Source organism: Pseudomonas sp. 01L34, assembly GCF_056400265.1.
The window spans coordinates 329,263-345,462 of sequence record NZ_JBFTSX010000006.1; the positions used below are offsets into that span (position 1 = coordinate 329,263).

The following is a 16,200-nucleotide window of genomic DNA, read 5'->3' on the forward strand; positions in this document are numbered from 1 at the left end:
GGTGTCAGCGGGTCAGAACCACTCATCCTGCATGCTCAGACACACATCATCCCGCGCCTCAAGAATCGCCAGTTCATGGTGGCAACCCGGCACTTCCCACGTCAGGAAATACCGCGCCGCCTGTAGCTTGCCTTTATAGAAGCTCACATCCACCGCATTACCCTTGGCCAACCCTTCCTCGGCACGAATCGCCTGTTCCAGCCAGCGCCAGCCGATCACCGTATGACCGAACACTTTCAGGTACAGCGCCGAGTTCGCCAGGCTGCTGTTGACCTTTCCCTGGGCCAGATCAGTCAGCAGGCCGATGGTCACGGTTTGCAGGCGAGCCACCAGTTTTTCCAGCGGTTCACGCAATGGAGTCAGCGACTCATGCGCCTGCGCCCGCTCAGCGGTGTCGGCGATCAGGCGGATCAGTTGCTTGAGCCCCGCGCCACCGTTCTGCGCCAGTTTGCGCCCCAGCAAGTCCAGGGACTGAATGCCGTGGGTGCCTTCATGGATCGGGTTCAGGCGGTTGTCGCGGTAATACTGCTCCACCGGATACTCGCGGGTGTAGCCGTGACCGCCGAGAATCTGGATCGCCAGTTCGTTGGCCTTCAGGCAAAACTCCGACGGCCAGGATTTGACGATCGGCGTCAGCAGATCCAATAGCTCGTGGGCCTGTTTGCGCTCGGCTTCGCTTTCAAGCGTCGTGGTGTCGTCGAACAGCCGCGCCGCATACAAACCGAGGTCGAATGCGCCTTCGACGTAGGCTTTCTGGGTCAGCAGCATGCGTTTGACGTCGGCGTGCTGAATGATCGCAACCGGTGCGGTGGTCGGATCCTTGCTGTCCGGCACCCGACCTTGCGGACGCTCGCGGGCGTATTCCAGGGAATACAGATACCCGGCGTAACCCAGCATCACCGCGCCCATGCCGACGCCGATCCGCGCTTCGTTCATCATCTGGAACATGTAGCTCAAGCCATGGTGCGGCTTGCCCACCAGATAGCCGACGCACTCGCCGTTATCGCCGAAGTTCAGCGCAGTGGAGGTGGTGCCGCGCCAGCCCATCTTGTGGAACAGCCCGGCCAGCAGCACATCGTTGCGCTTGCCGAGACTGCCGTCATCGTTGACCAAAAACTTGGGCACGATAAACAGCGAAATCCCCTTCACCCCGGCCGGAGCGTCCGGCAACTTGGCCAACACCATGTGCACGATGTTTTCCGACAGCGGGTGATCGCCACCGGAGATGAAGATCTTGTTGCCCTTGAGTCGATAGGTGCCGTCGGACGCCGGCTCGGCGCGGGTACGAATATCCGACAGTGACGAGCCGGCGTGGGGCTCGGTCAGCGCCATGGTGCCGAAGAAGCGACCGTCGATCATCGGTTGCAAAAAACGCTGCTTCTGCTCATCGGTGCCGAAGCTTTCAATCAGGTTGGCCGCGCCCATGGTCAGGAACGGGTAGGAGGTCGATGCCGCGTTGGCCGATTGAAAGTGCGCGAAGCAAGCCTGGGACAGCAGCGTAGGAAGTTGCATGCCGCCGGCATCGAAACTACGCGCGGCGTTGAGGAAACCGGCTTCGAGGAAGGCATCCACCGCCGGCTTCACTTCCGGAATCAGAATCGCCTGACCGTCCTCATAGCGCGGCTCGTTTTCATCGCCCTTGCGGTTGTGCGGGGCGAAGAACTTCTCGGCGATATTGCGGGCAGTGCCGATGGCGGCATCGAAGGTCTCGCGATTGTGCTCGGCGAAACGCTCACGTTGGGTCAGGCCCTCGGCATCAAGGACTTCATACAGCTCGAAAGCCAGATTGCGGGAACTGAGCAACGTCTCGGACATGGCGGCCTACCTTTATTTGGGATGGACCGAGTCTAGGCGTGGGAATAGAGGCTGAACAGGATGATTGATCTTGGTGATGGAGAAGCAAAAGATCTTGCTTCAAAAAAACCGGACGCCCATTGCAGGCGCCCGGCTTTATTACGGTTTAACCGATAGTCATCAAGCTGGCATTACCACCCGCCGCGGCGGTGTTTACGCTCAACGCCCGTTCGATCACCAGGCGCTCCAGCGCAATGTTGGTTTCACCCTGGGACAAACCATGAACCCCGACAATCGCCCCCGCCCGCTTGGCCACTTGCTGGCACACCGCGCGCAGCTGATCGGAATGGCCATGATGCAGAACGGCATCAACCACCACTTCGTCCTTGGTCCAGTCGGCCACCCGCTTGATCCGTGCCTGCACTTCTTTCGGCAGACGTGCGAACAAGGCCTTGCCCGGTTCCGCGTCCGGCCACACCGCCGAGCCGCCGACGGCCAATACCGCCGCCAGTTGAGTCAGCAGATCGCCTTCGACGTCCGCCAGGCACAGCACGTGTTCGCGCGGCAGGATGGCGTAGCTGTTGCGCTCGCCGGTCGGGCCGGCCAGCACGCGGGTGATCCCGCTTTGCGATTGCGCCGCGAACTGCACGCACAGGGCGCTCAGGTCCGTGAGCTTGTTGCTGTCGGCCCAGGCTTGCAGCGCGGTCAGCGGTTTGCTCATGGCATCACGCAGACGCACGTCCGGCGCTGCGATAGCGTCGCCGCGAGCGAAGGATTGTACGATCGCATCGGTAGGACGCGTCGACAGCAGGCGGTACAGGTACAGCGGACCACCGGCTTTCGGACCGGTCCCCGACAGGCCTTCGCCGCCGAACGGTTGCACGCCGACCACGGCACCAACGATGTTGCGGTTGACGTAGACGTTACCGGCGTTGACGTTGTCGATCACCTTGGCGATGGTTTCGTCGATGCGAGTGTGCACGCCGAGGGTCAGGCCGTAGCCGGATGCGTTGATCTGGCCGATCAGTTGGTCGATGTCTTTGCGCTTGTAGCGCACCACGTGCAGCACCGGGCCAAAGATTTCCCGTTGCAGCTCGTCGAAGCTTTCCAGCTCGATCAGGGTCGGCATGACGAAGGTGCCGCGTTTGACTTCTTCGCTGTTGGCGATCGCCACTTGGTACACGTTGCGACCTTTGTCGCGCATGGCCTGGATGTGCTTCTCGATGCCGGCCTTGGCTTCGGCGTCGATCACCGGGCCAATGTCCACGGACAGGCGCTCCGGGTTACCGAGACGGCATTCCGCCATGGCGCCCTTGAGCATTTCGATGACACGATCAGCGGAATCTTCCTGCAAGCACAGCACCCGCAGCGCCGAGCAGCGTTGACCGGCGCTGTCGAACGCCGACGACACCACGTCGATGACGACTTGTTCGGTCAGTGCCGAGGAGTCGACGATCATCGCGTTCTGGCCGCCGGTTTCGGCGATCAGCGGGATCGGACGGCCCTGGGCATCCAGGCGACCGGCGATGTTGCGTTGCAGCAGGCGCGCGACTTCGGTGGAGCCGGTGAACATCACGCCTTTGACCCGATCGTCGCCGACCAGGCGGGCACCGACGGTTTCGCCACGGCCCGGCAGCAGTTGCAGCACGCCTTCCGGAATCCCGGCTTCGAGCAGCAGACGCACGGCTTGAGCGGCGACCAGCGGGGTTTGTTCGGCAGGCTTGGCCAGTACCGGATTACCAGCGGCCAGTGCGGCAGCGACTTGGCCGCTGAAGATTGCCAGCGGGAAGTTCCACGGGCTGATGCACACCACTGGGCCCAGCGGGCGGTGGGCGTCGTTGGTGAAATCGTTGCGCGCCTGCACCGCGTAATAACGCAGGAAGTCCACCGCTTCACGCACTTCGGCGATGGCGTTGGCGAAGGTCTTGCCGGCTTCGCGAGCCAACAGGCCCATCAGCGGCTGGATCTCGCCTTCCATCAAATCGGCGGCACGTTCCAGGATCGCGGCGCGTTCGGCCGGCGGCGTGGCCTGCCAGATCGGCGCAGCATTCAAGGCGCATTGGATCGCGTTGTCGACGTCTTCGACGGTGGCTTCCTGCACATGGCCCACCACGTCACGCAGATCGGAAGGGTTCAGGACTGGCGCAGGGCTTTCAGTGCTGGAGGCGCAACCGAGCATCGGCGCGGCTTTCCAGTTGTTATGAGCGGTGGCGAGCAGAGCGCAGGACAGCGACGCCAGACGATGTTCGTTGGCCATGTCGATGCCGCTGGAGTTGGCGCGCTCGGCACCGTACAGGTCACGCGGCAGCGGGATGCGCGGGTGCGGCAGGCCGAAACCGCCTTCCAGCGTCGCCATCTGCTCGATGCTGGCCACCGGATCGGCCACCAGTTCCTGAATCGAAATCGACTGGTCGGCAATGCGGTTAACGAACGAGGTGTTCGCGCCGTTTTCCAGCAGACGACGCACCAGATACGCCAGTAGGGTTTCGTGGGTGCCGACCGGAGCGTACACGCGGCACGGACGGTTCAGCTTGCCTTCGGACACTTTGCCTACAACCTGTTCGTACAGTGGTTCGCCCATGCCGTGCAGGCACTGGAACTCGTACTGACCGGGGTAATAGTTCTGGCCAGCGATGTGGTAAATGGCCGACAGCGTGTGGGCGTTGTGCGTGGCGAACTGCGGGTAGATGACTTCCGGCACCGACAGCAGTTTGCGCGCGCAGGCGATGTAGGACACGTCGGTGTACACCTTGCGGGTGTACACCGGATAGCCTTCCAGGCCTTCGACCTGGGCGCGTTTGATTTCGCTGTCCCAGTACGCGCCTTTCACCAGGCGGATCATCAGGCGATGACGGCTGCGGCGAGCCAGGTCGATCACATAGTCGATCACATAAGGGCAGCGCTTCTGGTAAGCCTGGATCACGAAGCCGATACCGTTCCAGCCGGTCAGTTGCGGCTCGAAGCACAGGCGCTCCAGCAGATCCAGCGACAACTCGAGGCGGTCGGCTTCTTCGGCGTCGATGTTCAGGCCGATATCGTATTGCTTGGCCAGCAGGGTCAGCGACAGCAGGCGCGGGTACAGTTCGTCCATCACGCGCTCGTACTGGGCGCGGCTGTAACGCGGGTGCAAGGCGGACAGCTTGATCGAAATGCCCGGGCCTTCGTAAATCCCGCGACCGTGGGAGGCTTTGCCGATCGCATGGATGGCTTGTTCATACGAGGCGAGGTACTTCTGCGCATCGTGCTCGGTGAGTGCGGCTTCACCCAACATGTCGTAGGAATAACGGAAGCCTTTGGCTTCGAACTTGCTCGCGTTGGCCAGGGCTTCGGCGATGGTTTCACCGGTGACAAACTGTTCGCCCATCAGGCGCATGGCCATGTCGACGCCCTTGCGGATCATCGGCTCGCCGCTCTTGCCGATGATGCGGCTCAGGGAGGAAGTCAGGCCGGCTTCGTTGTGGGTAGCGACCAGTTTGCCGGTCAGCAACAAGCCCCAGGTGGCGGCGTTGACGAACAGCGACGGGCTGTTGCCCAAGTGTGGCTGCCAGTTGCCGGTGCTGATCTTGTCGCGGATCAAGGCATCGCGGGTGCCTTTGTCCGGGATGCGCAGCAGCGCTTCGGCCAGGCACATCAGCGCCACGCCTTCCTGGGACGACAGGGAAAATTCCTGCAACAGGCCCTGAACAATCCCCGCACGGCCGCCGGCGCTCTTCTGATTGCGCAGTTTCTCGGCAATCGAGGCGGCGAGCTTGTTGGTCGCTTCGGCCATCGGTGCCGGCAGGCGCGCCTGTTCGATCAGCATCGGCACCACTTCGGGTTCCGGGCGACGGTAGGCGGCGGTGATCGAAGCGCGCAGTACCGATTGCGGCAGGATGCTTTCGGCGAATTCCAGGAAGCACTGGTGTGCGTGATCGACGTGGACCTCGCCCATCTCGTCAACTTCCTTACCGTTCAAGCCATTCAGCTCGGACAGGGTTGCACCACCCTCGAGTTTTTCCAGGTAATTGAAAATTGCCTGCTTGATCAGCCAGTGCGGTGTGCGATCAATCGAGGTCGCGGCGGCCTTGAGGCGTTCGCGGGTCGGGTCGTCAAGTTTGACCCCAAGGGTGGTGGTAGCCATATATTTATCCTCATGTTTGCCACGACCGCGTGGCATCAGCTGACGGCAAGATTAGCTGTGCGCTGGTTGGGGTGCAACCGGGTGCAACCCTTTTTTTGCCGGAATAATAAGCAGCTCGTCAGGAAATAAATTCTGGTTCATCCATCCCGCGCCTGCTTGGTGCTTTTGCTTCTAGCACAATCCGGAAAACGCCCTAAAAAGGAGCAAAAACCGACTGTTTGCAGGTAAATCCGACTAGGTGCAACTTATTCGAGCGAAACTGGTTGCACCTTATTTGCTTTGTTGAATAGCATTCGCGGCCAAGGTGCAACCGGGTCAAAAAGATCGGTGCACCGGCTGATGGCTTTCCTGGGGAAACATCAGTCATAAATGCGCGGGCCCCCGAATCGTCTGTCAAACGTCGTCGTTTGCGAGCAGTTCACCAGCCGCCGCTACATAAAAACAATGCCAGGGCGTAACTCAATGAGCGTAAGCAATCCAACCCTGATCACGTTCGTGATCTACATCGCAGCAATGGTGCTGATCGGCTTCATGGCCTATCGCTCCACCAACAACCTTTCTGACTACATTCTGGGCGGTCGTAGCCTGGGCAGCGTCGTGACCGCACTCTCTGCCGGTGCTTCCGACATGAGCGGCTGGTTGTTGATGGGCCTGCCGGGCGCTATCTACATGTCCGGTCTTTCCGAAAGCTGGATCGCCATCGGCCTGATCGTCGGTGCTTACCTGAACTGGCTGTTCGTCGCCGGCCGTCTGCGTGTGCAGACCGAGCACAATGGCGATGCGCTGACACTGCCGGACTACTTCTCCAGCCGTTTCGAAGACAAAAGCGGCCTGCTGCGGATCATCTCCGCGGTCGTGATCCTGGTGTTCTTCACCATCTACTGCGCTTCCGGCATCGTGGCCGGCGCTCGTCTGTTCGAAAGCACCTTCGGCATGTCCTACGAGACCGCGCTGTGGGCCGGTGCAGCGGCGACGATTGCCTACACCTTCGTTGGTGGTTTCCTGGCAGTGAGCTGGACCGACACCGTACAAGCCACGTTGATGATCTTCGCCCTGTTGCTGACGCCGATCATCGTGCTGTTGGCCACTGGCGGCATCGACACCACGTTCCTGGCCATTGAAGCGCAAGATCCAAGCAACTTCGACATGCTGAAAAACACCACCTTCATCGGCGTGATTTCGCTGATGGGCTGGGGTCTTGGCTACTTCGGCCAGCCGCACATCCTGGCGCGTTTCATGGCGGCGGATTCGGTCAAGTCGATCGCTAACGCTCGTCGCATCTCCATGACCTGGATGATCCTGTGCCTGGGCGGCACCGTCGCCGTAGGTTTCTTCGGCATTGCTTACTTCTCGGCAAACCCAGCCCTGGCCTTGCCGGTGAGCGAAAACCACGAGCGTGTGTTCATCGAACTGGCAAAAATCCTGTTCAATCCATGGGTTGCCGGTGTGTTGCTGTCGGCCATTCTGGCGGCGGTGATGAGTACCCTGAGCTGCCAACTGCTGGTGTGCTCGAGCGCCCTGACCGAAGATTTCTACAAAACCTTCCTGCGTAAAAGTGCTTCCCAGGTTGAGCTGGTCTGGGTCGGCCGTGCCATGGTGCTGCTGGTTGCGCTGATCGCTATCGCTCTGGCGGCTAACCCGCAAAACCGTGTACTGGGCCTGGTCAGCTACGCCTGGGCAGGTTTCGGTGCTGCGTTCGGTCCAGTTGTCCTGATCTCCGTGATCTGGAAAAACATGACCCGCAACGGCGCACTGGCCGGCATCCTGGTCGGCGCGACCACTGTGATCGTCTGGAAACACTTCGAACTGCTGGGCCTGTACGAAATCATCCCTGGTTTCATCTTCGCCAGCCTGGCGATCTACATCGTCAGCAAAATGGGCGCACCGACCAGCGGCATGCTTTCGCGCTTCGCTGCAGCCGAAAAGGATTTCCGCCTGAACCAGTGAGGGGGATGAGCTGATGCTCTGACCTTTCGCCGAACATGAAAACGGCCCGCTTCCTTTTGGAGGCGGGCCGTTTTTTGTTTGCGGGGAAAAATTCGCTGTTATCGATGCCGCCTTCGCGGGCAAGCCTCGCTCCTACAGGATTGCGGCAGACCGAATTGATGTGAACGACACAAATCTTGTAGGAGCGAGGCTTGCCCGCGAAGACGTCCGCCGCTTCAACGCACTACTTCTGACAGGAATGTCTGTAGTGCTTTATCCAGTTTTTTGAAGGAAAAATCCCTAAAAAAGCAGGGTAAATCTGATTTCCTTGTCCCTCCATCAACACCCCTTGTCGCTCATGCAGAATCGCCCGCCTTCATTCTGCAGAGACACATCGGATGTTCGCGCCTGCCAATCAACCGCGTTTCACGTTGACCCTCGACGGCGTCCAGAATGAGCTCAAGGTGCTTGAGTTCACGGGCAAGGAAGCCATCAGCCAACCCTACCGTTTTGACCTGGAACTGGTCAGCGAGCGACCCGACATAGAGCTCGAAAGCCTGCTGCATCGTCAGGCGTTTCTGAGTTTCGATGCGCAAGGTTCCGGTATTCATGGTCAGATCTTTCGCGTCGGCCAAAGCGATTCCGGGCACCGTCTGACGGGTTACCAGATCAGTCTCGTACCGCGTCTGGCGTATCTCGACCGGCGTATCAATCAGCGGATCTTCCAGCACAAAAGTGTGCCGACGATCATCACGCAAATCCTCAAGGACCACGGCATCCAGCGCGACGCCTTCGAGTTCCGGCTCGGCAGTGACTACCCCGATCGCGAGTACTGCGTGCAATACGCTGAAAGCGATCTGGCGTTCATCCAGCGCCTGTGTGCCGAGGTCGGTATTCACTACCACTTCCAGCACAGCCCCGACGGGCACCTGCTGGTGTTCGGCGACGACCAGACGGTTTTCCCCCGCCTGACTGAACCGACGCTGTACCTGCCGGGCAGCGGGATGGCTGCGGATGCGCCGGCGATCAAGCGTTTCAATGTACGGCTGGAAACCCGGACCACCGCAGTCACCCGTCGCGACTACGACTTCCAGAAACCGCGTTTGCAACTCGAGAGCCGCCTCGACAGCGAGCAGCGACCGGTGCTGGAGGACTACCACTTCCCCGGCCAATTCACTGATCGTGAACACGGCAAGCATCTGGCTCAACGAGCGCTGGAACGGCACAACGCGGATTACCGTCAGGCCGAAGGTCGTGGCGACGAATCCGCATTGGTCAGCGGGCATTTCCTATACCTGGCCGAACACCCGCGTCAGGCGTGGAATGACCTGTGGTTGATCACCGAAATAGAACACCGCGGCTGTCAACCGCAGGTACTGGAGGAATCAGCCACCAGCGACAGCCCGGATGATTTCCAGGGCTATCGCAATACGTTTCTGGCGACGCCGTGGGACGTTTCTTTTCGCCCACCGCTGGGGCCGGAAAAGCCACGGATGCTCGGCTATCAACCCGGCGTAATCACCGGCCCGACGGACAGCGAAATCCATTGCGACGAGTACGGTCGGGTCAAGGTTCAGCTCGCCTGGGACCGTGACGGTCAGCTCAACGAACACTCCAGTTGTTGGCTACGCGTCGCCACTGGCTGGGCTCATGACCGTTACGGCAGCGTGATGATTCCGCGCGTCGGCATGGAAGTGCTGGTGGGGTTTATCGATGCCGATGCCGACAAGCCACTGGTGATGGGCTGCCTGCCCAACGCCGCGACGCCTGTGCCCCTCGATCTGCCGGCGGACAAGACCCGCAGTATTTTCCGCAGCCAAAGCAGTCCCGGTGGCGGCGGTTACAACGAATTGCGCATTGAGGATCGCAAAGGCGCCGAGGAAATCTACCTGCGCGCCCAGCGCAACTGGACTCAGCACGTCCTCAACGATCAACAGGTGCAGGTCGATAACCAGCGCAGCATCGTCGTCACCGGCACCGCCCGCCATGAGTTGAAGGCCGACGAAAAGCGCATCACCCATGGCCAGCGCCAGACCGAAGTGCGGTTGGACGATCACCTGGTGGTGGTCGGCGACCGGCACATTCGCGTGAGCAATCAAGCCCTCAATGCCAGTCAGCAATTCCACGTCAGCGCCGGCCAACAAGTGGTCATCGACGGCGGCGCCAGCGCGACCATTCAGGCGGGCGGGCAGTGGATCAACATCGGCCCCGGCGGGATTTTCAGCAGCGTGCCGATTCAGGTCGGTGGGGCACCGATGGCGGCCATGGCTTCCGCGCCGAGCTTGCCGGATATGCCGTTGAAACTTGCAGCAGCCCCGGCGGCGCTGCTCAGTGCCGCGCAGATTCTCAGCCTGCAAAGTGACGCGCCGTTCTGCGAAGAGTGTGAGCGCTGCAAGGGCGGTGTCTGTGCTGCCTGATGTTTTGTCGCCTCGCGCCTGGCTGGAGCGCCAGCCACTGCAACCGTCGGAGCAACTGTTCGCGATTTTCAGCAGCGCCAGTGCCGCCGAACCGTTCAAAACCTGGCAACGCTCGATCACTGCACAAGCGCCGAGCCCGATCTGGGCCGGCACTGCCTACGCCGAGTGGGAAGCGGTGATGCCCTATGTCGGAATCGTCACCGCTGACAGTGAGTTTCTGGACTGGGTAGCCGCCACTGAGTCCCGCGATTGGGGTTGGCTGGCGGTGTCTTGCGCCACTCAAGAGGCGTTGGTCGAGCATTTGCGCAGCCTCACACACGTTCTGATGCCCAACGGCAACGCGGTGTTTTTCCGCTATTGGGATGGACGCTATTTGCTGCCGATTCTGCAGTCTGCCGAGGTTAACGCTGCGCAACTGATGCCGGTGATCGGGCGTTGCCTGATCAATGGTCAGCCACTGGATATCGGTGGTAGTGCGCTGAAAACCGCCAGGGATTTCCCCTGGTGGGAAGTATCTGAATCGCTGCTCAACCACCTCGCCACCGAGTCCGCGACAACGCATATCAACAACCTGCTGAAGTGGTTGAGCGAAGACCGTCCAGACCTGTTTGAAGCGTTTTCCGAAAGTGTTTTGCGGCACAAGGTCGCGAGTTTTCTTGAGGCGGCGGACCTGCCCCATGCACCGAAACAAGCGTTGGTGGATTACCTGATGGCGGAGCTGAACTGATGGATCAGATTGTGCGCATCGAGCAGGAGCTCGACAGTTTTCCGAACACCCTGTCCCTCTACCGTGAACAACTAAAGCACTGGTTCAGTCGGGCGGCCGATAAAGCCAGTCACGCCGCCGATTTGCCTTCGCTGATGGGCATGGAACGGATCATCCGGTTCGGAAGCTCCAGCACCGCAGTCAGCAGTAGCGACGATGATTTTTTCTCCACCGTCGTGCAGTGCCCGAAAGGCGGAAAGCTCGAGATCGAGAGCAAGTTCGAATCGGTTTATGACATTCCCGTGGGGAATATTCAGGTCGATGTGATTGCGCAGGAGAGCGGGGAGTCGACGCCGGTCACGCTCGATGAACACGGTAAGGGACAGTTCACCGGTACACCCGGCAAGTTCTACCGCATTCACATTCACAACGAAGTCACAGCGCAGCACGTTGAAGATCTTTTCTCTTCCTACGATGGCCTGACGAAGGAGCTCGACAGCTGGCTGCGTGAGGAATGGCAGACGTTCAAGCCGAAGTGGTCGCAATCGTCTTCGGTGGCTGTAGGCAATGGCATGCTCGCGGGCAGTTGGGCAGCGATCGAGGGCGTGTGGGACGGCATCGGCCTGCTGTCGGACATTCTCAAGGATCCGGCGAAGTTTGGAGAGCGGTTGGGCGAAAGCGCCGCAGAGCTGGAGAAGCTCGCCAAAACCGCACCGGATGTCATGGAAAAAGCGCAGTTGCTAGTCAGTGACGAAGCAGCGCTGTGCCTGCTGGTGCGTTGCGCCAGCCTGTGGCTGGACATGCTGCCTCCGAGCGAAATCGCCGGCAAAACCGCCGAAGCGGTGTCGATGGTGGTGGTGCAGTTGCTGATCGACATCCTGATTGGCCTCGTCCTGACATTCGCCGGGGCGGGCGCCGGCATCGCCTATTTGACGATGCGTTTGGCTGATCGAGCCGCGCAGTTGCTCAGTGCCGTTCTGCGTCTCGTGAAGGCGATGTTCACGATCATCAATAACTTCATCAGCTACGTCGACCGCTACAAAAAAGTCGCCGCCCGTGGCATTGCAGTGGGTCTGAAAAAAGGTCGGATGCAACTGCGCTGGGATGCCAAACGCAATACCACGCTGAAAAAAGACGAACACCACGACGACTCCCCGAATCAGGCGAAAAACCCCAACGGCGACAGCGCCACGTGCGTGCCGTCTACCTGCAAAAACGGCTGCCCGGTGTCGATGGTCACTGGCGAAGAACTGCTGACCCTCACCGACGGTGCGCTGGACGGCCTCCTGCCATTCGACTTCACCCGGCTCTACCGCACCAGCGCCGCCGAGATCGACAGCGGTCTCGGTTTTGGCTGGAGTCATTCGCTCGCCCATCGACTGGAAATCGACGGCGACACGGTCATCTGGATCGACCACGAAAACCGCCGCACCACATTCCCGCTGCCGAGCAACGAACGCCCGGCGATCCACAACAGCCTGTCGCGCGCGGCGATTTATCTCGGCGATGACCCCGAGGAACTGATCCTCGCCCAGGCTGGCGACGACGCACGTTTTTATCACTTTCATAACGGTCGGCTGACGGCAATCAGCGACGCGTACGACAACCGATTGCGCATCACCCGCGACCGCCAGGAACGCATCCAGCGCCTCGACAACGGTGCCGGCCGTGCCTTGCTGTTGCGTTATGACCGCGCTCATCTGATCGCCCTCGACTATCAGGTGTTTGTCCCGGCGCAGACCCTCGACGAGGCCTGGTACACCGAGCAAACGCTGGTCAGTTATCGCTACGACGAATGCGCTCAACTGATCGAGGCGAGCAACGCCGCCGGCGAAAGCGAGCGTTACGACTACGACGACCAGCACGTGATTCTGCAGCGGCAACTGGCCGGTGGGGCGAGTTTCTTCTGGGAGTGGGAACGGGCCGGCAAGGCGGCGCGCTGCGTCCGGCACTGGGCGTCGTTTTCGCAGATGGATACGCGGTACGCCTGGGATGATGAGGGCAGCGTCACCGTCCAGAACATCGACGGCAGTGAAGAGGTTTATGTCCATGATGACCGGGCGCGGCTGGTGCGCAAGGTCGAGCTGGATGGTGGCGAACACCTCAAGGCTTACGACGATCAGGGTCGGCTGATTGCCGAGCAGGATCCGTTGGGGGCCGTCACCGAATACCGCTACGACGAAGTCGGACGGTTGGTGGCGCTGATTCCACCGCAAGACGAGCCAACAGCCTACGAGTATCGCAACGGTTTCCTGCATGCGCGCTATCGCGGTAAAGCGGTGTGGAAATACCAGCGCAATGCCCAGGGTGATGTCACCGAGGCGACCGATCCGGAGGGCCAGGTCACCCATTATCACTACGACCCTCAGGGGCAGTTGCTGTCGATCCGCTACCCGGACACCAGTCGCCATGTGTTTGTCTGGAATGGCTTAGGGCAACTGCTCGAAGAGACCTTGCCGGACGGTGGGCAGCGGCGGTTTTCCTACGACGCATTGGGGCGGCAGACGACCCGTCAGGACGAACACGGTGCCGTCACCCAGTATCAATGGGACGCCGTCGGCCGACTGATCCAGACGACGCTACCCACCGGCGCCACGCGCGGGTTCAGCTACAACGCCTACGGCAAGATCACCGCCGAACGCGATGAACTGGGTCGCGTCACCCGCTACGAATACGTCGACGATCTGCATCTGGTCAGCCGCCGGATCAATCCCGACGGCACCCAGCTCAAGTACCGCTATGACAATGCGCAGCTGCTGCTCACGGAAATCGAAAACGAATCCGGCGAACACTATCGGCTGGACTACACACCCAACGGCTTGATCCGACAGGAAACCGGTTTCGACGGCCGCCGCACCGCCTACGTCTACGACCTCAACGGCCATCTGCTGGAGAAAACCGAATTCGGCGATGACGGCTCGCAGCTGGTTACCGGGTACGAGCGGGATGCGGAAGGACGGCTGTTAGTCAAAACCTTGCCCGACGGCATCAAGGTCGAATACCGCTACGACAGCCTCGGCCGATTGGTCAGCGTCGACGACGGTCACGATCACCCGCTGGAGTTCGAGTACGACCAACAGGACCGCCTGATCACCGAGCATCAGGGCTGGGGAACGCTGCGCTATGGCTACGACGCCTGCGGCCAGCTCAACCGCCTGCGCCTGCCGGACGGCAGCAAACTCGACTACCACCACGCCAAGGGTGGTGCGCTGACGGCTATCGACCTTAATGGCACACGTCTTACAAACCACACGTACAAATCCGGTCGAGAACTACAGCGCCAGCAAGGCCTGCTGCTCAGCGAATATGCCTACGACGAACAGGGCCGGCTAAAGGCCCACGCCGTCAGTCAACAGCAAAAAAGCCTGTACCGCCGCGACTATGCCTACAGCCTCAACGGCAATCTCGACCACATCGCCGACACCCGCCACGGCCAGCGCAGTTACCAGTACGACCCGCTGAACCGGCTGACCCGCGTCCGCCGCACCCGCGACGACCCACCGGAAAGCTTCGCCCACGACCCCGCCGGCAACCTGCTGATGCAGGACCGCCCCGGCCCGACGACCGTCAAAGGCAATCGCCTGCTGATGCAAGGCGACCGCCATTACGACTACGACGCCTTCGGCAACCTGATCCGCGAACGCCGTGGCACCGCGCAAAAACTCGTCACCGAATACCGCTACGACTGCCAGCATCGGCTCATCGGTGTCACCACCCCGGACGGTCGTTGCTCAAATTACCGCTACGACGCCTTCGGCCGTCGTATCGCCAAAACCGTTGACGGCCACACCACCGAATTCTTCTGGCAAGGCGACAACCTCGTCGCCGAAAGCGGCCGCGAGCATTACCGCAGCTACGTCTACGAACCCGGCACCTTCCGCCCGCTGGCCATGCTCGACGGCAAAGGCCCGAAAAAGGCCTGCCCCTTCTACTACCAACTCGACCACCTGGGCACACCGCAGGAACTGACGGATTTCGGTGGCGAGATTGTCTGGTCGGCGAAGTACAACGCCTACGGCAAAGTCACGGACCTGGCACTCGGTGGAGGCGAGCAGCTTGACCAGCCACTACGTTTCCAGGGGCAGTATTTCGACGCCGAGAGCGGTCTGCACTACAACCGGCATCGGTACTATGATCCGGACGTTGGTCGGTACCTGACGTCGGACCCGATCAAGCTGGCGGGTGGGCTGAATCAGTATCAGTACACCCCGAATCCAACGGGTTGGGTTGATCCGTTGGGGTTGAGCGGGAATTGTCCGCCGCCCAATAAGCCAGGGTGTGGGGCGCCGGATGATACGACTGACGTTAGGGTTGATGAGGGTGAGCCTGAGTTACCGAAGCCTAAGTTAAGTGCTGCTGAGGTTGCTGAGAATGAAATTAGACGGTTGGATAAAAGCCAGGGCATGCACATGGTGGGGAAACATAGTCCAGCGGTACCAGATGCCAAATGGAAGCAGCGGGCTATTGATGGTACGGATCCGATAACTGGTAGAAGACCTCGGCACCAACGTGGCAATCCAAGCTCCAGATTTAGCTCTTGGGAGTTGATGCTCGAGGCTTACACTCTTGCAACAACGAGGACTGAGAGAGGGCTATCTCGATTTACGGGGACGGACGGGGAAGGTCATAACATCGTTAGAATGAGGCTTCCGGGTGCCGGGGAGGGATATATGCCAAACACTAGGTCAAAGGAAAATCCAAGGCTTATTAAGTTGGACGGCTTTGAAATGAAGTTTAGTGATGCTGGCGTTCCATTTACGTTATACCCGATCAAGTGAGGGAGATTATGTTTATTGATCCTGATACTCAGCAGCCATATATACCGACACCTTCATATTTTTTGGGGTGTTTTGATATTTATGATCGTGAAGAGACTCTTGGTGAGGAGTTAGAGAGGTTCGATCCTAATGATCCGACGGACAGGGAGGAGCTAATTCTCAAATACTGCCTCCCTAGAAAGCGATCATATAGGCAGAGATTTTTACTTTACAAATGTCTGGAGGAAGCTCTTCAGGACAAAAATTATGATTTCCAATCACTGCTGAAGTATGACCCTGAGGCGTATTCATCATTTCCTGATGGGTGGGATGAGATGAAAGATACCAGGGCATTTTTTGAAGACATTTTTCGCTTGGCAACTGTTGAGTGGAAAGACGACCTTCAAAAAGCCAGTCTCGAAGATCAATCCACTTGGACGGCTGTTGGTTAATTGCATGGACGTCGTACATCCTGCGAAA

Annotated in this window: 7 protein-coding genes; 5 read left to right on the top strand and 2 right to left on the bottom strand. The window is 59.9% G+C overall.

Annotated elements, in window-relative coordinates; translation table 11 throughout:
- Positions 1–12: 12 nt before the first annotated feature.
- Both AC1DQM_RS20540 and putA read right to left on the bottom strand, forming a co-directional pair.
- The gene (locus AC1DQM_RS20540; RefSeq protein WP_018928575.1) at positions 13–1,815 is read right to left on the bottom strand and encodes an acyl-CoA dehydrogenase; all 1,803 of its coding nucleotides are present in this window, start codon (positions 1,813–1,815) and stop codon (positions 13–15) included.
- Positions 1,816–1,960: 145 nt separating this feature from the next.
- Positions 1,961–5,914, bottom strand: a complete 3,954-nt coding sequence (gene putA / locus AC1DQM_RS20545) for a trifunctional transcriptional regulator/proline dehydrogenase/L-glutamate gamma-semialdehyde dehydrogenase (protein ID WP_477746760.1) — start codon at positions 5,912–5,914, stop codon at positions 1,961–1,963.
- Between the two features lie 462 nt (positions 5,915–6,376).
- On the opposite strand from putA, the gene putP reads away from it, so the two are divergent.
- The 5 genes from putP (at position 6,377) to AC1DQM_RS20570 (ending at position 16,172) form a co-directional block, all read left to right on the top strand.
- Positions 6,377–7,861, top strand: a complete 1,485-nt coding sequence (gene putP, locus AC1DQM_RS20550; protein ID WP_018928573.1) for a sodium/proline symporter PutP — start codon at positions 6,377–6,379, stop codon at positions 7,859–7,861.
- A 377-nt stretch (positions 7,862–8,238) separates the two neighbouring features.
- Entirely contained in the window at positions 8,239–10,257 is a 2,019-nt protein-coding gene (locus AC1DQM_RS20555; protein ID WP_477746761.1) for a type VI secretion system Vgr family protein, read from the top strand.
- On the top strand, positions 10,247–10,984 hold the full coding sequence (locus tag AC1DQM_RS20560; protein ID WP_477746762.1) for a DUF4123 domain-containing protein: 738 nt from the start codon (positions 10,247–10,249) through the stop codon (positions 10,982–10,984). Before AC1DQM_RS20555 ends, AC1DQM_RS20560 begins: the two co-directional genes overlap by 11 nt.
- Positions 10,984–15,741: an RHS repeat-associated core domain-containing protein gene (locus AC1DQM_RS20565; RefSeq protein WP_477746763.1), complete on the top strand. Its 4,758-nt coding sequence runs from the start codon at positions 10,984–10,986 to the stop codon at positions 15,739–15,741. Before AC1DQM_RS20560 ends, AC1DQM_RS20565 begins: the two co-directional genes overlap by 1 nt.
- An 8-nt stretch (positions 15,742–15,749) precedes the next feature.
- Positions 15,750–16,172 (top strand): hypothetical protein, encoded by a 423-nt coding sequence (locus AC1DQM_RS20570; protein WP_204123920.1) that lies wholly within the window; start codon positions 15,750–15,752, stop codon positions 16,170–16,172.
- Positions 16,173–16,200: the final 28 nt, after the last annotated feature.

Excerpts from the sequence above, each read along its gene's own strand:
- putP (WP_018928573.1), top strand. The coding sequence starts at position 6,377 with ATGAGCGTAAGCAATCCAACCCTGATCACGTTCGTGATCTACATCGCA.
- putA (WP_477746760.1), bottom strand. The coding sequence starts at position 5,914 with ATGGCTACCACCACCCTTGGGGTCAAACTTGACGACCCGACCCGCGAA.
- AC1DQM_RS20570 (WP_204123920.1), top strand. The coding sequence starts at position 15,750 with ATGTTTATTGATCCTGATACTCAGCAGCCATATATACCGACACCTTCA.
- AC1DQM_RS20565 (WP_477746763.1), top strand. The coding sequence starts at position 10,984 with ATGGATCAGATTGTGCGCATCGAGCAGGAGCTCGACAGTTTTCCGAAC.
- AC1DQM_RS20555 (WP_477746761.1), top strand. The coding sequence starts at position 8,239 with ATGTTCGCGCCTGCCAATCAACCGCGTTTCACGTTGACCCTCGACGGC.
- AC1DQM_RS20540 (WP_018928575.1), bottom strand. The coding sequence starts at position 1,815 with ATGTCCGAGACGTTGCTCAGTTCCCGCAATCTGGCTTTCGAGCTGTAT.